This is a genomic window from Vibrio sp. 2-Bac 85, assembly GCF_037546705.1.
In the GTDB taxonomy this organism is placed as follows: domain Bacteria; phylum Pseudomonadota; class Gammaproteobacteria; order Enterobacterales; family Psychromonadaceae; genus Psychromonas.
Genome location: NZ_JALAAB010000002.1, coordinates 235341 through 261655 on the forward strand (window position 1 = coordinate 235341; position 26315 = coordinate 261655).

17 protein-coding genes are annotated in these 26315 nt (G+C 37.1%); 1 reads left to right on the forward strand and 16 read right to left on the reverse strand.

The features are described from left to right. Positions 1-397 precede the first annotated feature (397 nt). The 12 genes from MT390_RS03910 to xylB all read right to left on the reverse strand — a co-directional run bounded on the left by MT390_RS03910 (position 398) and on the right by xylB (position 18337). A complete protein-coding gene (locus MT390_RS03910) occupies positions 398-1648 on the reverse strand; it encodes a carbohydrate porin (protein ID WP_166371246.1) in 1251 nt (416 codons plus the stop codon). 395 nt (positions 1649-2043) lie between these two features. After that, positions 2044-2877, reverse strand: a complete 834-nt coding sequence (locus tag MT390_RS03915) for a carbohydrate ABC transporter permease (protein ID WP_166371244.1) — start codon at positions 2875-2877, stop codon at positions 2044-2046. Next, complete coding sequence (locus MT390_RS03920) at positions 2874-3872, reverse strand: carbohydrate ABC transporter permease (protein WP_166371242.1); 999 nt, start codon at positions 3870-3872, stop codon at positions 2874-2876. Before MT390_RS03920 ends, MT390_RS03915 begins: the two co-directional genes overlap by 4 nt. 83 nt (positions 3873-3955) lie before the next feature. Further along, positions 3956-5212: an ABC transporter substrate-binding protein gene (locus tag MT390_RS03925; RefSeq protein WP_499439711.1), complete on the reverse strand. Its 1257-nt coding sequence runs from the start codon at positions 5210-5212 to the stop codon at positions 3956-3958. 9 nt (positions 5213-5221) lie between these two features. After that, a complete protein-coding gene (locus tag MT390_RS03930; RefSeq protein WP_166371238.1) occupies positions 5222-6268 on the reverse strand; it encodes an ABC transporter ATP-binding protein in 1047 nt (348 codons plus the stop codon). Positions 6269-6779: 511 nt separating this feature from the next. Next, complete coding sequence (locus MT390_RS03935; protein ID WP_499439712.1) at positions 6780-9146, reverse strand: glycoside hydrolase family 3 N-terminal domain-containing protein; 2367 nt, start codon at positions 9144-9146, stop codon at positions 6780-6782. A 170-nt stretch (positions 9147-9316) separates the two neighbouring features. Then, positions 9317-10414 carry a helix-turn-helix domain-containing protein gene (locus MT390_RS03940; protein WP_166371234.1) on the reverse strand — a complete coding sequence of 366 codons (1098 nt, stop codon included), beginning with the start codon at positions 10412-10414 and terminating at the stop codon, positions 9317-9319. 198 nt (positions 10415-10612) lie between these two features. Further along, positions 10613-11701 (reverse strand): ABC transporter ATP-binding protein, encoded by a 1089-nt coding sequence (locus MT390_RS03945; protein ID WP_166371232.1) that lies wholly within the window; start codon positions 11699-11701, stop codon positions 10613-10615. A 213-nt stretch (positions 11702-11914) separates the two neighbouring features. Next, positions 11915-13306 carry a glycoside-pentoside-hexuronide (GPH):cation symporter gene (locus tag MT390_RS03950; protein ID WP_166371230.1) on the reverse strand — a complete coding sequence of 464 codons (1392 nt, stop codon included), beginning with the start codon at positions 13304-13306 and terminating at the stop codon, positions 11915-11917. Between the two features lie 485 nt (positions 13307-13791). Next, on the reverse strand, positions 13792-15786 hold the full coding sequence (tkt, locus tag MT390_RS03955; protein ID WP_166371228.1) for a transketolase: 1995 nt from the start codon (positions 15784-15786) through the stop codon (positions 13792-13794). 68 nt (positions 15787-15854) lie between these two features. After that, complete coding sequence (tal, locus tag MT390_RS03960; protein ID WP_166371226.1) at positions 15855-16808, reverse strand: transaldolase; 954 nt, start codon at positions 16806-16808, stop codon at positions 15855-15857. Between the two features lie 77 nt (positions 16809-16885). Next, on the reverse strand, positions 16886-18337 hold the full coding sequence (gene xylB, locus MT390_RS03965) for a xylulokinase (RefSeq protein ID WP_499439715.1): 1452 nt from the start codon (positions 18335-18337) through the stop codon (positions 16886-16888). A gap of 557 nt (positions 18338-18894) precedes the next feature. Here xylB and MT390_RS03970 point away from each other — a divergent pair. Further along, positions 18895-20106, forward strand: a complete 1212-nt coding sequence (locus MT390_RS03970) for a DNA-binding transcriptional regulator (protein WP_166371222.1) — start codon at positions 18895-18897, stop codon at positions 20104-20106. A gap of 105 nt (positions 20107-20211) precedes the next feature. Here MT390_RS03970 and pyk read toward each other — a convergent pair whose 3' ends face one another. The 4 genes from pyk to MT390_RS03990 all read right to left on the reverse strand — a co-directional run bounded on the left by pyk (position 20212) and on the right by MT390_RS03990 (position 26025). Further along, positions 20212-21642: a pyruvate kinase gene (pyk, locus tag MT390_RS03975; protein ID WP_499439716.1), complete on the reverse strand. Its 1431-nt coding sequence runs from the start codon at positions 21640-21642 to the stop codon at positions 20212-20214. 335 nt (positions 21643-21977) lie between these two features. After that, complete coding sequence (locus tag MT390_RS03980) at positions 21978-23000, reverse strand: aldose epimerase family protein (RefSeq protein ID WP_499439717.1); 1023 nt, start codon at positions 22998-23000, stop codon at positions 21978-21980. A 77-nt stretch (positions 23001-23077) separates the two neighbouring features. Next, positions 23078-24568, reverse strand: a complete 1491-nt coding sequence (locus tag MT390_RS03985) for an L-fucose/L-arabinose isomerase family protein (protein WP_499439719.1) — start codon at positions 24566-24568, stop codon at positions 23078-23080. 392 nt (positions 24569-24960) lie between these two features. Continuing rightward, positions 24961-26025, reverse strand: a complete 1065-nt coding sequence (locus MT390_RS03990) for a glycoside hydrolase family 43 protein (protein WP_499439720.1) — start codon at positions 26023-26025, stop codon at positions 24961-24963. Positions 26026-26315 lie beyond the last annotated feature (290 nt).

Genomic DNA, 26315 nt, shown 5'->3' on the forward strand with positions numbered 1-26315 from the left:
AAATTTTTAATAAAAAATTTAAGGTTATTTAATATAAGAAGCAGCTAAATAGAAGAATAAATAATCTAAATAACTATCAATTATTGAAGTTACATTGAAATGTTTATATGAGATGAATAGTCAAAGAGGTAAATGAAATTGATAATATGTCGATTGTTTACACTGTAGTCATCGATATACAGATGCTCTGAATAAAGTGACAAAAACATCTAAGTCAAAATATTCAATCTAACTTGGCATAAAATGTCAGTTAGATTGAATATCAGCATATTTTTATTTAAGTATGTCAATTTTTAACTTAAAGTATAGCTGACTGCTGATGGTTCTGTCGCCAAACGAAACCCATCAGCTTTCTGGTACAAGCCTATTTATGATTAAGATTTATAAATAGGCTTTTTTACCACCAAGCTTCAAACATTGCACCAACCGCAAATACATCAACCTCACCTTGAGTTGGTTGAGTTGCTTTATTATCTGACTGGCCTATATTGGCATAAAAACGTAGCATTGGTCGTCCAAACCCAAATGCATCAATACTTATATTTTGTGATATAGTTGCTTTCCAAGCTGTATTCTTACCACCATTATCATAATCAGCAAGTGAAGTACCAAACTCAAACCATGTTGAATGAATATCATTCCAGCTATACATAGGTCGAATAATTGCACTATATTCACTACGATCTTCACTATCATTCGCTTCAGTATGATCAGCATAAGCAATAGCATACATTAAACCAAAATTCTGAGTCGCATAATAACTTCCCTCTAAACCAGCATAAAGATCCGTCATATCTTCTGTCTTAGTAAATACTGAATTATAAGCATTATCAGAATAACGAATAGCGAGTTGATTTGAGCCTTTTGACCAATTGCTATCAAAGATAGTAGCTATTTGATAAGCTTTGGTTCCATCATTACGCGCTGAACCAGGATCGGTTTTGTCATCAGTACTAAAACCATAGTTTGCAAGAACACTCAGTGAAATAGAGTCACCCAGGGCAATATCATGTAACTTCGAAGTAATTGCATAATTACCGCTGTCATTTGTTGAATTACCATACAGATAGGTGTCATCAGTAGCACCTGTTACGCCATCTGCAACTGCTCCTACTGCACCTAGATCTAATTTAGCCCAACCTAAGTCAAGGTCTTTTACACCAGCACCTTGTCCGTCATGTGTCATAATGAAAAAATCAGCAAGTTGTGTTTGCGGGCGTTGATGGAAATCACGGCCGGCCCATAATGTGGCATTGGGTTGCGATTCAAATACATTTGTTACACTGGCAAATATCTTTTTAAAATGAACGTTATCACTCCAGTGATCGACCATGAAACCAATCTTCCAAACTGTATCATTAGGACCTAGCAAGCCTTTAGTAAATTGAATCTCTCCTCCATTTCCTTCATTGCCTAGACGTCCTGCCGAGTTACCAGTCAGTGCTCTATCTAATTTGATAAGACTATCTGATCCAGTATAATTACCATAATCATGCGTATACGCATCATCAGAAGCATGCAAACCATAGCGAGCATAACCAGAAAACTTAAAGTCTTCGGGCGCATCAACTGCCGCGGCAGTCATCGGTGATAAAATGGCGGCAACCGAAACGGTTAACGGTAGTAGCTTAAATTTCGATAAGTTCATTTTTATTCCTTTATTAAACATGAATTAGAAAGTTGATTAAGTTGCTATTTAAAAATTATTTTGGGTCATAAAACATCTTGTAATAGTTCCCCAAGTGCTGGCCTAAGATGCTCATAAAAACAACAAAAAAGGCCAAATTACGTCAAAACATCGAATTTTGAACGCAAAAATCTACCGCAAAGCTAAATGTTCATATTGCGGTTAAGTAAGGTTATTAACATATCTAAGTAATAGCGCTTTTAAAAAGGGAGATTTTTATAAAAACCTCCTCTTAAAAGTCTTGTTTTTTATTTGAGAACATACGTAGATTTTAAAAGTAAACCTCAAATATCATCCATTTCTAGTTAATATGCCTTTAACGAAAATGATGGCTTAGTAACTATTGATGATTAACACTACCCTTTCACTGCTCCTGCTGTTAAGCCATCGATCAACCGTCTTGAGGCAATGACAAATAAGAATAGAAGCGGTAAAACAGCAATGGCAGCCCCTATTGCAACGGCTCCCCACGGTATTTGTCCTGTCCCCTGTAAGGCTCGCAACGCCAATGGAATAGTGAACATCTTCATATCGTTCATCACAACCAATGGGCCCATGAAATTATTCCATGACCCTATAAAGGTGATTAACCCTAATGTTCCAAAAGCAGGCGTAATAAGCGGTATCACTACACGATAATAGATTTTAAATTCACGGCAGCCATCCATACGAGCAGCTTCAACCAACTCCTTTGGAATAGCACTTGCGATAAACTGACGCATCATGAATATACCCATTGCCCCGCAAGCTGCAGGAATGATCAAAGCCTTAGGATCATTCATCCATCCTATTTGTGACATGATCATTGCCGTTGGGATCATTCCTAAGAAAGGAGGTAACAACATAGTGGCCATGATGCCAACGAATAAAAAGTTTTTAAATTTAAAATCGAACATGGCAAACGCATAACCTGCCAGAGAACAAAATAACAAATTAAGTATTGTTGTTACGACCGCAACGAATAAACTTAAACCAATGTTGTGCCAAAAATAAGGTAGAAAATCGATCAGTGTATTAAAGTTTTCTACAATATAATCACCAAAAAATATTGGCGGGGGAACCGATAATATTCCAGAGTTTGAGTGAGAAGCAAAAACAAACATGAAATAAAATGGCGCGAGCATTATTACCGCCCCTAAAGAAACGACAACATAAGCGATAACTTTGTCTTTTTTGATTAGATTACTCATTCCTCGTTACTCCCACCTAATAGTTTATGATTCATCCAAGTTAGCCCTGCTATCATCATAAATAATATCCAAGATATCGCTGATGCTGTTCCAAAATCACTTTCTACGAAAGCGGTTAAATACATATGCATTGCTGCTGTTTTACCTGCTTGGTCAATACCACCTGTTCCACCGGTTATAATAAAAGGTTCTTCAAATAACTGTAGGTTACCGATAATGGTCAAAGTCACCGCAAAAAATGCCATTGGTTTAAGCAATGGTAAGGTTACATACCAAAACTGTTGATAGCGGTTCGCCCCATCAATAATGGCAGCTTCATATAAATCTTTAGGAATAGTTTGTAAGGCAGATAAATACAGAACAGTATTCCAACCAACATAACGCCAAAATACAACGAATGAAATCATGTCTTTAGTATATTCAGGACGAGCCCAATCCACGTTATTAACGGGGAATATCCAACTAAGTACGTGTATGTCCGCTACGGTGAAGTTACCAAGAGATGTCAATACTTGATTAACCATGCCAAAGTCACGTGAAAAAAGTGTCGTAAATACCAGAGAAATCGCAACGGTAGAAGTAATATAAGGAACGAAATACACACCGATAACAGTATTGCGCCACCTTGTAAAACTAGTATGGATAAAAAAGGCTAACGGAATTGCCACTACATGCTGTGGAATGCCTGACTTTAAAGCGATCACAACCGTGTTGTAGATTGATTTTTGAAACCATTCATCTTGTAACGCAAATACGTAATTTTCTAGCCCGACCCATTCCATAGCACTTAATCCAGCGGCTGGCTCCCAATAATGAAATGAAAGGTACAATGAAAAAAGGAGCGGAAATAACCCAAACACACCAAAAATAATAAAAAATGGACTAATAAAAAAATATGGCGCTATTTTATTACCCTTGCGTAACCATAAACTACCTTTTTTCGGGGGTACCTTATGTAGAGTCGAGGATACTTTATGTGAAGTAGTAGTATTCATAATTTTCGCCTAGTAAAACCCTTTAATAGAGGCAAACGGTGTCCGCCTCTTAACTAAAAATAATCAAATGAGAACGCTGTTAATTAACGACGACGTGCTTTACGTTTGATCTGTTTCACTGCATCCGCTAATACGGTATCAATGTCAGCATCATGCTCTAATACTTTTTCTAATGCATCACTGACAATTTGACGAGCAACTTCGTCATAACGGTCCATCGAAACAGATGGAATTTTCATCGCTGTTTCTTTCCATGCAAGACGTGCTTGTTGATTACCTAAATAAGGTAATTTTTCTTCAAAGAACGGATCGTCTTGTGCTTCAATCAATGCTGGAAATGCATTGATCTCTTTCATTCCTAACAACTGTATTTCTTTAGTAGTCGACATGAATTTAATAAACTCCCAAGCTTCAGGCTTATGTTTAGCTTTAACTGGAATGGCATAAAATGAGCCCCCCCAACTTGCTAACGCACCGTTTGGCAATTGCGTAGAACGCCACAATCCAGTTGCATCAGGTGCAATCCAATCCTGTAAATGACCACCTAACCACGCTCCCATCATCTGCACTGAAATAGTTCCTCGTTTTAAACCTTCAGTCCATTCGTTTGTCCATGGTGCAACCTTTGCATCAATACCAGCCATACGCGCTTTCTTTGATAAACGAAACGCTTCTTTGAATCTTGGGCTATTAACTAAAATATTGTGATCTTTATCGAAGTAAACACCCTCCCCATCTTTTAAGTTAGCACGGATATAAATATCTTTAATATCAACGGCATTTGCTAGTAAATAATCTCCAGTTTTCTCTTTAACTTTAATCCCTGCATCGATAAATGAGTCCCAATTTTTGATCAGTTCTTCTTGAGTAACTCCAGATTTATCTAAGATATCTTTCCGATAAAATAATGAACCAGGACCAATATCTGCGGGCATTGCTCTTAGGTTACCGTCTGAATCAGAACCTTGAGCTAATGTAAATGGCGTGATTTTTTGATAAAATTCGTTAGCGTTATATGGGGCAACATTTAAAGGTTCTAAGCCACCAGACTGAGCCAAGCGACCAATGTAATTGGCTTCAATAGACATCACATCAGGAAGGTTTGCCCCAGTTGCCAATGCGGTAGTCATAGCATTATGGTGATCCATGTAAGCGGTTGAAACGATTTTCACTTTAATCTCTGGATGTATTTTTTCAAACAAAGGAACTGCAGCTTCAGCAACCTGATTAAAGTTTGGAAAACTTGCTACTGTAATTTCTACTTGTTCTGCATTAGCAGCGTTAGATATTAAAGCGGCACATAATGTGGAAAAAACAACCGTTTTTTTAAAAGTAATCATATTTATTCCTTAGCGTGGGATAGTGTTACTATTTTGGTCAAATAGATGGGTTTGTGTTTTGTTAAAGTACAACCGAATATCGCCTTTAATTGATGTATCGATAGTTGCAGTCTCTACAACAAGTTTCTTATCTTGATATTTACACTCAATGTGCAAACTTGATCCAAGTAGTTCAGTACCAGTTACCTCGGCATCAATAAATGATATTTGATCGCCTTTTACTTCTTTTTTATTTAAAAAGAGATTTTGTGGTCTTATACCTATCGACATTCCGCTGTGATTAATATTGGATAGCTCGAAATCGCTAAACATTTGTTCATTAGACAAAGCGAATATATTCATTTCAGGTGCACCGATAAATTTTGCAACAAATACATTTTTGGGCGCATCAAAGATCTCTTTAGGACGGCCTACTTGTTCTATTTTTCCTTGGTTAAGGATCACAATTCTATCGGCTAAAGTCATTGCTTCAACCTGATCATGGGTTACATAAATAACAGTGGTCTGAACTTTTTGATGTAATGCTTTAATTTCTTTACGCATTTGACCACGCAATTTAGCATCGAGATTTGATAACGGCTCATCAAACAAAAAGACTTCAGGAGTACGAACCATCGCTCGGCCCATCGCAACACGCTGTCTTTGACCACCAGAGAGATCTTTCGGTTTTCTGTCTAACAAAGGGGTTAGCTCAAGCACTTCAGCAACATCACGTACCATTGTCTCTCTTAGGCTTTTCTCTACTTTTAAATTTTCAAGACTAAAACCGATATTTTGTGCCACGGTCATATGTGGATATAGTGCATAACTTTGGAATACCATCGCAATATTTCTTTCTATTGGATGAAGGTCATTGACCAATTCATCACCAATATAAATATCTCCTCCAGAAATACTTTCCAAGCCCGCGAGCATTCTTAATGTCGTTGATTTACCGCAACCTGATGGCCCGAGTAAAACAATAAATTCTCCATGTTCAATTTCCAGGTTAATTTTTTTCACTACTGGTGTAGTGCCATAATTTTTTTCTAAATTACTAAATTGTACAGATGCCATACCAATTACCTTTAGTAGTCTTAAGTTGCCCAAAATAAGCATTGGAGGCATTATCTATAGAAAAATGGTAGATAGCTTTGTTATAATTGGTATGTTAATTGTGTAATTTTACTGTCGAATATTGATTTGTGATCTAAGTCTTGAGTCCCCTAAACTGACATGTGATCTACGTCTACCTAGGCTCTGAAACAGTGGTGAGAATTCTCTTAAGGTAAATATGGCTGATTACTTATATTCATAAAATGTTATGTAAGCAAAGCATTAAATAAGTAACTAGTTATGGCTAGAGAAAAATGACGAATCACTCCCCGAAAACTAGTTTTACAGCTAAGTAACGCTCCCTATAATTTTACAAATAGCATAAGCGGTTATTAATTTATAGGTTGATTAACTTAGTATTTAAAAAAACCGAATAAGCCTTTATTCGGTTTTTGTAGGAAGGATTTAATAGAAGATATTGACTAAAATGCTTTTTCTAATGTATTGCCGTCAACATTTTTTAGTTTATGATTTATGAGGGAGTGTTAACTTCAACGTCACACAGCATTGTCCAATATTTGGGTAACACTTTGATATTTCCTGTTACTCTGACGGTTTCATTAAAGATGATGTCAGTTGCAGAACGACCGATCATAATTTCAAATTCACCTGGTTCTACAATGCGACGATGCAGATTGTCAGTAAAATTAAGCATGTCAACTGGTAATGTGATATTAATAAATTTAGATTCACCTGCTTTTATATCTACTCTTTTAAAACCTTTTAATTCACGAATAGGTCTCACCAAAGAGCATTGTTTATCTTTGACGTACAACTGTACTATTTCACAGCCATCTACCAATCCAGTATTTTTTATCAAAGCCGACACGTTGATCGCTCCATCGATATCTACAGAGTGTTTTTTTATAGAGATTTTTTGATAGTCAAATTTTGTATAGGTCAAACCATAACCAAAATTATATTTAGCACCAAAATGGTAGGCTATCGGAGTACCACTACTCTTTAATTTATGGTTGTAATAATAAGGAACTGCGCCTACATTTTTTGGAATAGATAATGTCAAACGACCTGAGGGTGACTGTTTACCTGTCACAATATCAACAATAGCATCAGCACCTTCTTGCCCTGGAGCCCAAGCAAAAATAACAGCTGCTGCTTTCTCTTCTGCCCCATTTAGATTATAGGGACGCCCACCTGTCACTAGAATGATAACCGGTTTTCCTGTCGCAATGGCTGCATCAATTAATGCTTGTTGTACACCAGGCAAGTCAAGACTATCTGTATCAGAACCTTCTCCTACTGTGCCAGTTTGGAATAAACCAGCTAAGTCTCCGACACAAACTAATGCAATATCGGCATCCGCTATAACAGCTGCTGCAGCAGAAATTTGACTAGTATCTTTCGATACTGACGATTCTGATTTTTGCCCCATAGCTAGGTCAACATCACCAGGAAAAACAGGGGCGTTTGCATGACGCTCTGTCAATATGTCACATCCTTTATGATATGAAACGTTTGCAAACTGCTCTTGAATAGCTTCTAGAATTGTTTTTGAGACTTTTGAATCTTCTTCCATATTGCTAATAATAAGATGAATAGGAAAACTATAGCCACCAAGCAACGCAAGTTGATCATCAGCAGTCGGACCCACAACCGCTATTTTTTTATCTGTAGTAAGTGGAAGTGTTCCGTCATTTTCCAATAAAACGAGAGATTGGGAAGCAACTTGGTAAGCAATTTCTTTGGATTTTTGTGTTTTAAGTTGAAATTTTTCTTCTGAACAATAAGGGTTTTCGAATAAACCCAGCTCAAATTTAACCTTTAATATACGTTCAACAATTTCATCAATTTTTTTAACTGAAATAAGTCCTCGCTCAATAGCATCTTGTAGATGACTACCACAAGCATCATCTGGAAGTTCGATATCTAACCCTGCATTAAAAGCGAGTGCTGCTGCTTCCGCTCGATCTGCAGCTACTCCATGGTGAGAAACTAATAGTTCCAGACCACCGTAATCAGCGACAATCAAACCGTCAAAACCCCATTTATCTCGTAAAACAGTAGTCAGTAAATATTCAGATGAGTGGCAAGGTTCATTATCAATATCATGGTATGCCGGCATCACTGAACCTGCGTTACCTAACTTAACCGCCATTTCAAAGGGCAACATAAATGTATCGTTTAGTTCTTTAAAACCGAGGTGAACCGGTGCATGGTTTCGAGCACCTTCACTAAATGAATGCCCCACATAATGTTTTAATGTAGCCAATACATCACGTTTTTCACTCTGTAGCCCTTTGACAAAACTAGTGGCAAGAACCCCCACATGATATGGGTCTTCGCCTAATGTTTCCTCTGTTCTTCCCCAGCGTACATCGCGAGAGACATCCAGCACAGGTGCAAGCCCATGATGAGCCCCCACTTGACGAAGTTCCTGACCAATAACCCCTGCCATTTTTTCAATAAGTTCTGGGTTCCAAGTATGACCATAATTTAGTGAGGAAGGGAATAGCGTTGCCCCTTTTACCATCAATCCCACTAAACATTCTTCATGAGACATTGCTGGAATACCAAGACGTGTTTTTTCTAATAAATATTTCTGAAGTTGATTGAGCGCTTTAATTCCCTTTTCAGCAGAAACAGGGTGAGTACCAAGAGGTCGAGTGATTTGTCCTAAGCCATGCTTTAGTCGCTCATCAATTGATTTACGATTACCAGCTTCTGCCATTTCTAGTTCGCGATCATGATGTTCGCCATTGGGATCTAAGATTAACCACTGTGCACCTAACTGCGCTATCTTTTCTGCTAGAGTCATTTGGCTAATTAAATCATTAACTCTTTCTTGAATCGTACAATTCGGGTTTTTATAAATACTCATATAATGCCTCTTATTAATAAACAGTTACAATAAAAGAGGCTAATATGAATTATTTTAAAAAATTAAATGTAGACCTTCGGCACAATTGCCAAATTAGTAAATACACTAACCAAATATCACAATAATATGGTGGTACTCATCATCGGTTAACTAAAAACCATTCAACTACATTAAATGAGGCCAAAGCTTTTACGATATTCACAAGGCGTGTAGCCAAATTGTTTTTTATAGACTTGATATAGGTAACTTTGGTTAGGGTAACCACATTGCAAAGCAATAGATTCAATTGAATCTTTACTATTTATAAGTAATTTTTTTGACTTTTTGAGGCGTAAACTAGATAGATAGTAATGAACAGTTACCCCTTTACAAGCAATAAATCGATTATCTAATGTCTTTCTAGAAACCCTACAAAAATCAATAACTTGCTGTACCTTTATATTAAGGTGGAAATTATTATATAAGTAGTAAAGAGCCTTATTAACAATGTCATCTTGGTTCTTTTCTACCGCAGTAGACTTTTCATTAATTAAATTTATCGGTTGATACTTTTCATGTACTATCTTATTGAATCGCTTCGCTTTAAGTAGAACCTCAACACAACGTTGACCAAGTTGGTAAGGATCAATATTTACAGAGCTCAAAGGTAAAGGGGAAATAGCTCGCTCTGCATCATCATAGTCTGTACCGATAATTGATACTTGATTGGGCACTGTAATATTTTTTCCCATACAAAAGTTAACTAACTTCCTTGCTGAACGATCAGAAGAGCAATAAACGCCTAACGGAAATTGTTGCAAGGACACAGCTTCTTTTACGTCATTGAAGTAATTTAATTCCAATAACGCTGCATTTTTTTCAAAGCATTGTTGCCTTTCGTTTGCCCAACCTGCATTAACTTCATTAGGGGCCATATAAAATGTGACATTCGAAATATCATTTTGGATAAATTGCCCCAACGCCAAGTTAGCGAACTGTTCATTATCGTTCACTAATGTTGACACTGATTCAGGAGCGAGTGCGATTGAATAACTAGAGTAAATAAGCACATTACTCTTTAAACGAGGAATGACTCGATGAACATCCGGTTTATCGAAATCTGCAATCACATAGTCCCAATGCTGAGAAAGTATATCAGCCACATTATCAATCGACTCTAAATGAATAGATAATTTTAACTGACATTCATCTACTTTAGCTTTAATACCTTTCAATACTTCTCTGTCGTAATAAAACATCGTATCAATTAACAATAACAATTTAGCCATAAAGATCTCATCCATAAGTTTAGAGCGTTTAATAGTAACTAGAAAATGAATTGATATGATATTCAATAATTCAACCAGAATTAATAAAGCAATCTAATAAAACATTACCTTACTTTTCTTTTCTCTATTCATTTAAAATTAAGTGCTTATAACAAGGTTACAACACCACACTTTATCAGAGTGATATAATAATCTTAGTTATGCCACGATTGCATCACCCGATTTTGAGTCGAAAATGTGTATTTTTGACTTATCAATATAAAGGTCAATGACTTGGCCTTCTTCTATTAAATCAGATGATGGTGTTTCTACGGTTAAAGTATATTCACCTAATTTTGTTTCTATATGTATGCTAGATCCCAATAATTCACATGTTTGTACTTTGACTTTAATCGTAAAGGGATACTCAAGTAGTTCAGCGGTTAAATGTATATCACACGGTCTAATGCCGACTAAAACATTTTGATCTTCTAATACTGTAATATCTTTCACTGGTAATGGAAGGCGTTGCCCTTCAAGTTCGATATACCCTTCACCAGATTTTTTGATTTTACCTTGAATCAGATTCATCGTTGGACTGCCAATAAAACCAGCAACAAATTCATTTGCAGGCGTTTGATAAATCTCTTCTGGGGTACCAACTTGCTCAATAAAACCATCGCGTAAAATAACAATTCGATCAGCTAATGTCATCGCCTCAACCTGATCATGCGTAACATAAATGGTGGTCTTTTGTAACTTGTTATGTAGTCGTTTAATTTCACGACGCATTGAATTACGCAATTTTGCATCAAGATTTGAAAGAGGCTCATCAAATAAGAATACTTCCGGAGTACGCACCATCGCTCTTCCCATAGCAACACGCTGTCTCTGTCCACCAGACAATGCGCGTGGTTTACGATCCAATAATGGCGTGAGTTGTAACATATCCGTTATAGGTCTTATCTTATCTCTAATCTGTTGTTTACTTAATCCAGATAATTTTAATGTAAAAGCAATATTTTCATATACAGTCATGTGTGGATATAAAGCATAGCTCTGAAAGACCATCGCAATATTTCTATCCTTAGGCTCAATATTATTAATCACATCATCGCCGATAATAATTTCACCAGCAGAAATTTCCTCTAATCCTGCAAGCATACGTAATGTAGTAGATTTACCACAGCCTGAAGGACCAAGAAATACAATAAATTCACCATCTTCTATTTTTAGATTAAAGTTTTTAACTACTTGCGTATTGCCTGAATAAATTTTGTCTATATTTTTAAATTCTACTGCAGCCATTATTATTTCTACCTTATTTCTATGATTAATACATTGATATTTAATGCTTTAAAAAGCATATTTCTGACCAACTTGTCGTTTAAATATCTGATTAACATCACCAGTATTCGCTCCTCCTGATTTATCGTTTTATCCACTAAATTATATTTTTAGTAAACAAATAACGATAAATCAATTGGATAAATCAGCTCACATTTTGTTTAACTGACAAGCTTAATAACTTTGTCCTCTGACACGGGCACCCTCATATTCATCACTACTTTTTTCTTTAGCCAGCTTTAATAAAGCTTTAATCTGAGCTAACTTTTTATTATCAAGCTTATAAAATGATATAACGACGGCAAGAGACACAAAAATAATCCCAGGAATAATGGTATAGAGTAAATTGATTGCAGTAATTGCAGCTGATGACTGAGTCTCTGCTCCCCCAACGTAACCTGCACCCGCCAAGATCCACCCAACAGATGCACCACCTAGAGCAATACCCAACTTAATGGCGAATAGGTTAGTTGAAAATACCATGCCACTCAAAGACCGGTTACTACGTGTTTTCTCGTAATCTACGATATCTGACATCATGCTCCATAAAATAGGAGTAGTACTCATCTGTACAATGCCTAACACAATGACAAGCATGAATATTATATAAACACTGGTCGGTTCAACGAAGTATAAAGCGGCAGATAATATGCCAGAAATAATTATAAGTACTTTATATACAGCAGCTTTCTCAAAACGTCCCAATAAAGGAGCAGAACCTATAGCACCAATAATATTAGCAATCATCCCAGCAACCATGAATGTAGTTGCAAGATCAGCGCGTCCCATTACAGTGTTGACGTAGTACATAGTTGAGGCGCCTTTTAAGACAACGCCCGCCAACAATAGTACATTCAGGATGAATAATACGCGCCATTGATTATTTTTGAATAACAATTTCAAATCACTAAATACCGATGATTGTTCTTCATTCTCTGCGACAAAACGTTCTTTTACATTAGCGAAACTGTAAAAAAAGAGAGCAATTGCACCAGCGCCCATTATTGCCATTGCACCTAAATAACCTTTCTGAACATCACCTTCTCCAATAAGATCAACCAGAGGAAGTGCTACCATCGCAACCACTAATCCCCCTGCAGTACTCAATGCAAAGCGGTATGATTGTAAGGAAGTACGCTCTTGTGAATCATTGGTTAATGCATTAGCCATTGCACAATAAGGTACATTAATCGCGGTATACATTAGCGTTAAGAATATATAAGAAGCATACGCATAAAAAATCTTTCCTGTTTCTCCGACATCAGGAGTATAAAATGCAAGCATGCAAGCAAAGCCAAATGGGATAGCTATCCATAGTAGATAAGGGCGATAGCGACCGTGTTTTGATTTAGTTCTATCAACGATAGAACCCATAATGGGATCCGTGACCGCATCTATAAAACGAACTAATAGGAACATCGTTCCCATGTGTGCAGGTGATAACCCATATATATCCGTATAAAAGTAGGCTAAAAAAAGCATAACTGTCTGCCAAACAAAGTTACATCCCATATCACCAAGACCATAAGCAATCTTTTCTTTCACTGACAACCGAATTATATTCATTTCATTCTCCAAGATAATTTGACTAATTCTATTTACTGAATCCATTCTGTCTTATTAATTAACATAATAAATTTGCGATAAATAACAATAGCGTTACGATATTTATTATATGAGATCTAAGTACACAAATAACAAGATAATAATTTAAAATCAATAAGTTATATAAGTGTGATGTATTTCAAAGTTATTTAAAAAGGTAGGGGGAACAATAAAAATATAAACATTAATACGATATTTCGTAATAGCAATTCATGAGTTAAATGGAGATATAACTGCGGTTACCATATTTAAAATGATAGAAAATTAGAAAAGAATTATCAGTTTTTTCTTATCAAAAGATAATGAAAGAAAACAAAAAGGCCCCATCGGAGTGAGTTATTCATTGATATGTTTTATTGTGGGTAGTTAAAAAAATACCTTCTGCAAAATAGTTTATTTCACAAAAGGTTATTTATTAGCGATTTTAGCTATCAATATTAACTAATTTAAACTAAAAGCTCTTTTGCGTTGTTTACAACATTTTCAATGGTGAAACCAAACATTTTGAATAGTTCATCTGCAGGTGCAGATTCACCAAATGTTGTCATACCAATGATACGACCATTCAAACCAACATATTTATACCAAAAATCAGCAATACCAGCTTCAATTGCAACACGTGCAGTTACGTCAGCAGGTAAAACAGATTCACGGTATGCAGCATCTTGCTTGTCAAACAGATCTGTTGCAGGCATAGAAACAACACGTACTTTTTTGCCTTCAGCCGTTAATTTTGCAGCAGAAGCAACAGCTAACTCAATTTCAGAACCCGTTGCAATAAAGATAATGTCAGGTTTACCAGCACAATCTAAAAGGATATAACCACCTTTAGCAATGTTTGCTACCTGTGCAGTATCACGTGGCTGCTGTTCAAGGTTTTGACGAGAGAAGATAAGTGATGTAGGACCATCTTTACGTTCAATCGCATATTTCCAAGCAACTGCAGACTCAACTTGGTCACATGGGCGCCATGTGCTCATGTTAGGTGTTAGACGAAGTGATGCAACTTGCTCAACGGGTTGATGCGTTGGACCGTCTTCACCTAAACCGATTGAATCATGTGTATACACTTGAATGTTTTGGATCTTCATTAGTGCGGCCATACGCATTGCGTTACGCGCATATTCCATAAACATTAAGAATGTCGCGCCGTAAGCAACAAAACCACCATGTAACGCGATACCGTTCATAATGGCAGTCATACCAAACTCACGCACACCATAATGGATGTAGTTACCTGAGAAATCTTCTTGCGTTAATGATTTAGAACCAGACCACATAGTTAGATTTGAGGGAGCAAGATCTGCAGACCCACCCATGAATTCTGGTAACATTGCGCCAAATGCTTCAAGTGCATTTTGAGATGCTTTTCGTGAGGCAATATTTGCAGGTTTTGCTTGAAGATCAGCGATAATAGCGCTTGATTTTTCTTCCCATTGAGCAGGAAGTTCACCACTTACGCGACGTTTGAATTCAGCTGCCAGCTCAGGATATTGCGCTTCATAAGCTGCAAATTTCTTATCCCACGCTGCTTCCTTAATTTTGCCTGCTTGTTTCGCATCCCACTGAGCGTAGATTTCCGACGGAATTTCAAAAGGACCATGCTCCCAACCAAGTTTTTCACGAGTTACTGCAATTTCTTCAGCACCAAGAGGTGCGCCGTGACAATCGTGCGTCCCAGCTTTATTTGGAGAACCAAAACCAATAATTGTTTTAGTACAAATAAGTGTTGGTTTACCTGTTTCTGCTTTAGCTGCTTCAATAGCTGCATTAATAGCTTCAGGATCGTGACCATCTACAGCTGGAATAACATGCCAACCGTATGATTCAAAACGTTTAGGTGTATCGTCTGAGAACCAACCTTCAACTTCACCGTCAATTGATATACCGTTGTCATCCCAAAATGCCGTTAGTTTACCAAGACCTAATGTACCGGCTAGTGAACATACTTCATGAGAGATACCTTCCATCATACAACCGTCACCCATAAATGCGTAAGTGTTATGATCTACAATCTCGTGACCTTCTTTATTGAACTGCTCACCAAGTGAACGTTCTGCCATTGCCATACCAACAGCATTAGCAATACCTTGTCCTAGTGGACCCGTTGTTGTTTCAATACCTGGTGCATAACCATATTCAGGATGACCTGGCGTTTTAGAATGTAATTGACGGAAACTTTTCATATCTTCAATAGATAAGTCATAACCACTTAGATGTAATAATGAATAAAGTAGTACAGACCCGTGACCATTAGACAAAACAAATCTATCTCTGTCTAACCAATCTGGATTAGTTGGATTATGGTTTAAGTGATCTCTCCATAAAACTTCTGCAATATCTGCCATGCCCATCGGTGCACCAGGGTGACCTGAATTGGCTTTTTGTACACTGTCCATGCTTAATGCGCGGATGGCATTTGCTAACGGTTTGCGATTCATAATATTCCTATTTTAAAAATTTTAATTATTTATACTATTTATTTTTAATCGTTATATTGCTGTAGTGTCTAGGCGAGATAGCCTAAAATCATATCTTCTAATTTCACTTGGTCGACAGCAAAGCCACGAATACCTTCAGCTAACTTATCAAATGCCATCTGATCTTGTTGATGTTCCCATAGGAACTCTGATTGAGTTATTTTTTGAGGTTGTGCTTTAGTTGCGCCATTATCTAGAAGTTTTGCAACTAGTGGCTCGTTACATTCGCTTAAATCTTGTAATAAAGCAGGGCTAATTGTTAGACGATCACATCCAGCTAGCTCAGTAATTTCACCAAGGTTACGGAAACTTGCTCCCATCACAACGGTTTTATAGCCATGGTCTTTGTAATAGTTGAAAATATTAGTTACAGAAATAACACCTGGATCTTCTACGGCTTCAAAAGTACGACCTTCTTTTGCTTTATACCAATCCATAATTCGACCAACAAAAGGCGAGATAAGGTAAACCCCTGCTTCAGCACATGCACGCGCTTGAGCAAATGAGAATAAAAGTGTTAAATTACAGTTGATACCTTCTTTTTCTAAAATTTCAGCAGCTCGAATACCTTGCCAAGTCGATGCTATTTTAATCAAAATACGATCGTTAGTAACGCCGGCATCATTGTACATTTGTATAAGTTTTCGCGCTTTTAATACTGTTTTTTCTGTATCGTATGAAAGACGAACATCAACTTCAGTTGAAATGCGTCCAGGCACTGCTTTTAGAATTTCTTTACCTATATTAACGGCAAGCATGTCACTAGTATCGATGACTTGTTGAGCTTGATCTTCACTTTGCATTTTTGCATAAGCAACTGAAGACTCAATAAGCGGTGCATAGCTTTTAAGCTGAGCGGCTTTAAGAATTAGAGAAGGATTAGTTGTTGCATCTTCTGGCTGATACTTTCTAATATCTTCAATATCACCAGTATCTGCTACGACTGTGGTTAATTTTTGCAGTTGTTCTAATTGATTACTCATTTTATTCGCTCTCTATAGTTTTTATATTACGAATTTGTCATTACAAAGTAATGCCAAATATTAGTAGGAATATGGATTTAAAAAAGATCTTTTACTTGAACATAAAGTTTTTGGAATGTTTCTCGCTTAACTGAATAGCTAGCATGGCTTTCGCTGTTAGGACTATGCGTTTGAATTAATCCTGGTACTGGACATACTTCTTCAATTTTTGCATTTTCCGTTGCACCTAAATGCGCAAGACGTGCAGCACCTAGTGCAGGACCGACATCCCCACCAGCACGGTAAACAAGTTTTTTATTGAACACGTCTGCGAGCATTTGACGCCAATAAGGGCTACGTGCGCCACCACCAATCAACGAAATCTCATCTGGTTCATTACCCGTTGCATGTAACGCATCTAAACCATCAGCAAAGGCAAATGCAACACCTTCTAATACCGCTTTCGCTAACTCTGGGCGCTTTGTTTCATGTGTCATGCCAAAAAACACGCCTTTAGCGTGCGGGTTATTGTGTGGAGTACGCTCACCCGATAAGTATGGAAGGAAAATAACATCTGAATCTGCAGCAGCTTCGGCTTCAACTTCAGCAAGCATCTCAGGAACACTTGCTGCCCCTGTTAGTTTTGCCACCCAATCTAAACAAGAAGCCGCACTTAAGATTACTGACATAGAGTGCCAAGAAGCTGGTAGTGCATGACAGAAAGTGTGTAATGCTGACTCAGGATTAGCAGCAAAGCCGTCTGTGACTGCAAAATAGACACCCGATGTACCCAATGAAAGCATTGCTTGACCTGGTTGGGTAATACCAACACCAATTGCACCAGCAGCATTATCACCTGCACCTGCAATAACAGGCACACAAGCCATACCCCATGCTTTAGCAATCTCTTTTGATAAAACGCCAGTAACGTCACTACCTTCATACAATTTAGGCATCTGTTCACGAGTTAGTCCTGTAGCAGCTAGTAACTCATCATTCCAATCACGTTTTACTACGTCTAACCACATTGTTCCGGCGGAGTCTGACATATCTGATGCAAAATCACCGGTCATGCGGTAACGTATATAATCTTTTGGTAACAATACCTTAGCTATCTTAGCAAAGCACTCTGGCTCATTTTTTTGCACCCATTTAAGCTTTGGAGCAGTAAATCCCGGCATCATAATATTGCCGGTAATCTCTCTACTATTTGGCACTAACTGTTCAATTTCAAGACATTCGGCAGCACAACGGCCATCATTCCATAAAATAGCGGGACGAAGTACTTCACCGTTATCATTTAATAGCGTAGCACCATGCATTTGCCCCGCCAAACCAATTGCAATTACATGAGATAGGTCGATATCTTTAGCTAACTCTTTAACTGCTTGGTCTGTTGCACTCCACCATTCTTGAGGATCCTGCTCTGACCATAATGCTGCAGGTCGAGAAACAGATAATGGAACAGTTTTTGTTCCTAAAATAAGCCCACTTTTATCAAGTAGAATGGCCTTAACTCCAGAGGTTCCAAGGTCAATACCAATAAACATACAACGTTCCTTTTCTTTAATTAAATGTTTCATAATAGAGAGAGCAAGTCTCCCAATGTGAAATACGCGTTTCTTTAGAAAAGATACTCGTATGCCTTACATATCTACAATTACGTTTTTTGATACCGTCTTTCACTGATTTAATGATTGAGCCCTTGATCACAAAGATAGCAGGGGATAATCAGTTAGGCTTCGTATTGCTATATTAAAAACATTAATATTGCCAACAAGAGGATGGGGGCAGCGATATTACTCAACACCACCCCTTTAGATTTTAAATAAGGGTTAATTTCATATTTTAGTGTAGTAAGATTTTTCGTTCAAACGATGAACTAATCCATTGACTTCATGATCGTTTGTATTTAATCAAATTAATGCCAGCTTCGTTATTAATTTTATTCTTAACTTCCTATTATCTAAATATTTTCACAATACCTAGGCTGACAAAATAAAGGTCACTATATTTTTAGTAAATTAAAGACTAGACCTTTGTATTTTATCCTCCACATGTTTTTTAAATGCTGTGGCTGTAATCAATTTAATTAAGGGTCTTCCTGATGAAAAATAATTACCGTATTACTTTATTGTTTAATGCTAATAAAGCATATGATCGTCAAATAATTAAAGGGATTGGCGAATACTTACAAGCAACTCAATGTGATTGGGATATTTTCTTTGAAGAAGATTTTTGTACTAACCTTGAAAATATTCATGACTGGATTGGGGATGGTATTATTGCAGATTTGGATAACCCAGAAATTGAATCACTATTATCTCATTTATCGATTCCGGTTATTGGGATTGGAGGCTCTTATGAAAATGAAAAAAACTATCCCGACGTGCCTTATATTGCGACAGATAATGTTAATTTGGTTAATACCGCATTTCATCATTTAAAGGACAAAGGATTAGAGCACTTTGCTTTCTACGGACTACCTGAAGATAATAAAACCCGTTGGGCGAGTGAAAGAGAAAAAGCTTTTAACCATATTGTAAATCGTGAAGGGTATTATAGTTCAGTATATCGGGGGCACCGAACTGCACCACAAACATGGCAGTATGATATGAACCGATTAGCCGACTGGTTACAAAGTTTGCCAACACCTATCGGCATTATAGCGGTGACGGATGCGCGAGCTCGCCATTTACTTCAATTGTGTGATCATCTTAACCTGATGGTACCCGATCAAATCGCAATTATTGGTATTGATAATGAGGAGTTAACACGTTATTTGACAAGGGTTTCATTAAGTTCTGTAGGACAAGCCTGTAAGTCAATGGGGTATTCTGCAGCGCAATTATTACATAAACACTTGGTCGAGTTAGAGTCACCTGATGTAAATGAAGCCGGCCAAACAAAAGATGTTAAGTATCCTCGAATTCTGGTTCCTGCAGTGGAGGTATTTGAACGACAAAGCAGTGATTTTCAAGCTATTAAAGACCCTTATGTGATTAAAGCGATGCACTATATTCGTAATAATGCTTATAACGGAATTAAAGTTGATCAAGTTTTAGATTCGTTGAGAATTTCCAGATCTAATCTGGAAATACGTTTTAAAGAAGAAAGAGGACATTCAGTACATCAAGAAATACATAACTCAAAACTAAAACGCGCTTGTGAATTACTAGCTTCTACTGATATTTCGATTGCAGATGTCCCAGTTTTATGTGGCTATCCATCATTACAGTACATGTATACTGTCTTTAAAAAAGATATCGGTATTACGCCAAAGGATTATCGAATTAAGCATGTTAGTTATTCAATCTAACAGTATTGATAATAATGATTAAAATAAGCAGCCAAATTTCCTGAATGATTTTAAAAAATGCTTCTTACTTAGAAGCATTTTTATATTATTAAGGGCAGTTGAAACTTATACTTCAACTATTTTGCAGGTATTGGTTGAGCCTGCATAGTGTTCATTACCATGAGTAATTAATACAAGCTCTCCTTTATTTAAGTATCCCGTTTCTTGTAATATTTCAATTGCATTGCGTGTAAACACATCATTATTAGTGGTCGTCGAATTAAAATTAATCGGTATTACTCCACGGTATAATGCACAATAATTCAACGTTTGAGTATTACTTGAAAGTGCAAAAATAGGCAAACCAGAGCTAAGACGTGACATTAATAAAGGTGTCGTCCCCGAAGCTGTTAAGGAAATAATCGCTTTGATACCCATTGTATGATTAGCTGCAAACATTGTAGTCATCGCCAATGCTTCAGTTGGATCATTAAACATATAATTCATACGGTTCTTTGAAATATTAATACTTGGATGCTTTTCTGCACCGAGGCAAACTTCACTCATCGCTTTAACCGTTTCAACAGGATAATCACCTGCGGCTGTTTCACCTGATAACATTACTGCATCAGTGCCATCTAATACTGCATTTGCGACATCCATTACCTCTGCTCTTGTTGGCATTGGAGCAGAGATCATCGACTCCATCATCTGTGTTGCGGTTATAACGACTCGATTTAACCGACGTGCTGTTCGGATCATATTTTTTTGTACGCCTACCAAACGTGCATCACCAATTTCTACACCCAAATCACCACGAGCGACCATAACAACATCAGAAGCGAGGATAATATCTTCTAACGCTTCCTGAGTTTCTACTGCTTCAGCACGTTCTACTTTAGCGACTATTTTGGCATGGCAGCCAGCCTCTTTTGCAAGCCGGCGTGCATAATGAATATCTTCACCATTACGAGGGAAAGACACGGCAAGGTAATCACAACCAATTTCAGCAGCAGTGATGATGTCTTTTTTATCTTTAGGTGTTAATGCGGCGGCTGATAATCCCCCCCCTTTTTTATTAATACCTTTATTATTAGATAAGAATCCACCAATCGATACCGTCGTGTGGACTTGGTTACCGATAACCTTTTCAACAACTAATTGAACTCGGCCATCATCAAGTAATAAAACATCACCTGAGATCACCTCTTGCGGTAATGTTTTGTAATCAAGACCAACAGCTTGCTGATCACCCTGACCTTTTTGGATGTCACTATCTAGAATAAATTGGTCACCAATAACTAATTGAATTTTTTTATCTTTAAATGTGGATATACGAATTTTAGGGCCTTGTAAATCCCCCATAATAGCCACTTGTTTTCCTAAACGAGCAGCAATTTCTCGTACCTGTTTAGCACGTTTTATATGATCTGCAGGTTCACCATGTGAAAAATTCATGCGAACCATATCTGCTCCCGCAACGATAATTTTTTCAAGGTTATTATCACGGTCTGTAGAAGGTCCTAAAGTCGTAACAATTTTGGTACGTCGTAACATAATATATTCCTGTTAAAGTAATTTTAATTTCTAATCAGACTAAGAAGCTTAATTATTCTGAATTCGAAACTTGACGGTTTAACTATTTTCCAAACTCTCTACATATTATTATTTGAGCCTTTGCATTAAAAATATCAGACTCTGCACATTCCTTTGGGCTAGTGTGTTGAGATAGCAATTGATATGATATTTTTATCTAAACAAGTATCACTCAACGGTTTTTTAGCCGCCTATTTTCATTTTTGATATACCTCCCTACTCTAAGAAATTTAATATCGATATTGTATTTATCTATAACCAAGCGATGAAAAAACCATTGCTCCATTTAGAACCAATTAACTTCGTGTTATTTTAAAAACGGTTTTGTGCGAATAAGGACGATGTGGGGAATAAATACAAGCTTGTGCAATCTCCGGCATATTCACTTGATCAGGGTAGTGTTGTGTTTCAAGGCATAATCCATAATAAGCATCATAAGCTTTACCTTCCCGCCCAATTTCTCCCGATAACCAATTACCGGTATAAAACTGAATGGCATTTTGATCGGTGTAGACCTCCAATTGTAACCCTGTAAATTCACAATTAACTTGAGCAGCTAAAGCAAATTCTTCTTGATTTAAACACCAACAATGATCGTAACCATTCACTAATTTTATTTGTTGCTCATTCGCAGTGATGCCTTCTTGGATGACTTTTTTGGTGCGTAAATCCATTGCCGTTTCGCTAACAGATTCTTTGCTAATTGGAATAGATTGTTCATTAATTTTCAAATAATGATCTGCAACAATCACGACAGAGTGGTCGACAATTTTCCCATGACAACCTGATAAATTAAAATAAGTATGTTGCGTTACATTAATCGGTACACCTTTATCAGTGGTTGCGCCATATTCAACAGAAAGCTCATTGTCATCATTTAATGCATACTTAACGGTAAAGTTGATATTTGCAGGATAACCCGCGTCACCCTCTTTCGTTTTGATTGCTAGGCAAATCTCTTGTTGGTTAAAAGATTCAACTGTCCAACGCTGTTTGTCTAGCTGGATTGAAGCGCTGTGCAGATGATTGTTACCTTCATTTAATTCAAGCTCAATTGTTTTACCATTTAGTGGAAACTTACCGTTAGCAATTCGGTTTGCCCATGGCCCGACAACGCTACCAATATAAGCTTTGGTAGCCAAGTAATCTTGAGGTTGCTTAAACCCCAAAACAATATTCTGTCGCTGGTTGTTTTTATCATTGACAAAAAAATTAACAATGGTGGCACCAAGCTGTGAAATATCAACTTGAGTACCTTGCGTATTTTTTAGGGAGTAGAGATGAAAATCCCCCCATGCTTTTTTAACTGTTTGCGTCATGACTTGATCCTTTTCATAAAAAAGTGCATGAGGTTAATACCATGCACTTTGGTTTATTATTTTTTAGTACTGTGGTCTTAGTTTAAGAACATACAAGGAATTTCATTTGGGTAACGCTCTGTTGCTGGTTGATTGTAATCAATATCTGTTACTCCCAGCAGATTCAGTACTTGGTACATTGTTTTACCAACATTAGCGAAGGCAACGCCGGCATGATGCGGATAACGCTTTTGAATCAATACATGGCGGTAAAAACGCTGCATTTCAGGAATAGCAAAGACTGCGATAGAACCAAATGATTGTGGGTCGATATCCAGAATGTCACCTTGAGCAACATAAGCGCGGAGCTTGGTATCTGCAGTTGACTGCAAACGGAACAATGTTACTTCTCCAGGCTTGATTTGACCTTCAAGTGTCCCACGTGTGATATCTGGTGCTTTACCTAGCTCCATCAGGCTGTGCATGATTTTTTGGAAACGCAATTGAGAATTTTTCATACAGCTAGATGCAGTGTTACCACAATGGAACCCCATGAATAGGTCTTTTGCAGTGTAGTTACCCATCACTTCAGCATTTGCTTCAACCATATCCGTTGGCACTGAGTTGTTGATATCTAGTAACGTTGCTGGCAAATTTGTTGCACAGGTGATCATGTACTCAGAAAGCGCACCATAAATATCCACTTCACAAGCAACAGGAATACCACGTTCAGCTAATCGTGCATTTACAAAGCATGGAACAAAGCCGAAGAATTTTTCAAATGAAGGCCAACACTTATTAGCAAATACACCAAACGTTGAGGCTCCAAGATTCGCTTTATGGAAATCAAGTAATGCGGCTTCATATTGTGCAAGCTTAGGCAGTAGATCAGGATATGGGTTGTTATCACCAAGTTCTGCTTCCATAGAGGCGATAATTGCAGGAATATCTTTATGACCCGCAGCCTCAAGGTATAGGTCGTAAAGGTCAAGTTCACTGTTTTCCATGATTTCAACACCAAGGTCAAATAACGCCTTGATAGGTGCGTTACAAGCAACGAAATCCTGTGGACGAGGACCAAAACTAAAGATCTTCAGACCTTTAAGGCCTAATATAGTACGCACTACAGGTACAAACTCACCAATCATTGTGGCAACTTCTGTTGGTGTACCCACTGGATACTCAGGAATATGTGGGCGAATATTACGCAAACCTGCGCTATATGAGGCATTTAACATACCGCAATACGCATCGCCTCGCTCATCAGCAAGGCATGCAGTTGACTCTTCTGCTGCAGAAACAAACATAACAGGGCCATCAAAACGTTGCGCCATTTGTGTTAAAGGGCCTTCAGGTCCAAAGTTACCAAGATAAATAACTAATGAGTTAATGCCAGCTTCTTTTGCTTCAGCTAATGCTTTTAGCATGTCATTTTCATTTTCGATAATCGTATTTAACTCAATAACGCTAATTTCTTTTTCAGCACATGATTTAACAACTGCTTTACGACGTTGATCAGAAAGAGTGATAGGAAAACAGTCACGGCTTACAGCCACGATACCTAGTTTTACTTGTGGAATATTGATCATAATGTTGCTCCGAATAATTGTGATTAATTAATATAAGGACACTATGACGATTTAAAATAGAAAAAAAATTGTGAAAAATAACAAGTTAATTCTGTTATTTTGTTTTAACAAACAAGATCACAAAAACACTTATTATATAAATAAAATTGCTTTTAAAAATAAAATAAAAAGCGCCAGAAAAAGTAAAAATACTTTACACTTCAACAACTTAAAAGCACACAGGCATCAATAAAGAGTTCACTGCAAACGAACACAAAGATGATATTGATCAGGGTTTTATGGAATAATTAAGTTTTATCTATCGGAAATTAATATTTGAAAAAACAAAAAAATTTATACATCTAATCCAGTTTAAAAACTCAGGTTAAAATGAACCTGAGTTTTTAACAATGCTATATTTGAGCTTCATTATCATATGGTAGAATAGTTTGAATAGAACCATCTTCATTATGTACTAACTCTGTCATTTTTATGTTTCTCAGGTGTGTTTGGCCACCAGATAACGAACAGTCATGGTAGAACAGATACCATTTCCCTTCGAACTGAGCAACCGAGTGGTGGGTTGTCCAACCTAAAACAGGCGCTAAAATGACGCCTTGATAAGTAAATGGACCATATGGTGACTTGCTAGTAGCATAAACAATTTTGTGAGTATCCCCCGTTGAGTAAGAGAAGTAATAGGTATCATTATGTTTATGTAACCAAGGGCCTTCGAAATAGCGACGATCCGTATCACCTGTCAAAATTAACTCGCCATTTTCATCCAAAATCTCGATACTACGAGCAGATTCAGTAAGATCAAGCATATTCTCAGATAATTTAGCAACTTGAGGTAATAGAGCAGGTTCATTATCTGCAGGATATTTTTCTTCACCAAATTCTCCGTCACGCCAGTTTTGTAGTTGACCGCCCCATAGCCCGCCAAAATAAATATAGTATTGTTGGTCATCATCTTGAAATACTGCAGGATCAATACTAAATGTTCCTTCGATATGTGTGTCTTGTGCAACAAAAGGCCCTTCTGGCGCATCACCGACAGCAACACCTACATGAAATACACCATCATAATTTTTAGCCGGAAAGTATAGGTAGTATTTACCATTTTTTTCAGCTGCATCTGGCGCCCACATTTGACGTTCAGCCCATTTCACATCTTTTACGTCAAGTGCATTACCATGATCAGTCGACTTACCAAACGGACGATCGAGTGAAATCACGTGATAATCTTTCATATCGAAATGGTCACCGTTATCATTTAATGGTTTACCTGTTTCAACGTCATGAGATGGATAAATATAAATCTTGCCATTAAATACATGTGCAGAAGGATCCGCGGTGTAAATATGTGTAACAAGTGGCGAGGAGATCGGTTTTAACGAATTTGCACGGTCAAGATCTCGTTTAGTCACGACTTCTGCATCGCTTAGATTTTGTTCTTTAATATCTTGTTTATTCATTGCATTTTACTCATAAAGTTATTGAAATTGATTTATAACGGAGTATATCCAAGGCTAGCTAAGGTTAAATTTCCGATAACTTTCACTTCTTTTATGTTTTTTAGTTTCTGTGACTTATATTTGAATTTATCGACGAAGCTAGCTTGATTGGGTTGAAATTACGGTAAAGAAATAAACCAAAGGGTAAGAAAGATTAAAATTCCTATGATTTTTACTACTATTATATTATTTAGTCTCTTTGATTTAGATTGACTCGTAAAAAAGGGGGGAAAATAAACATTCTTATTATC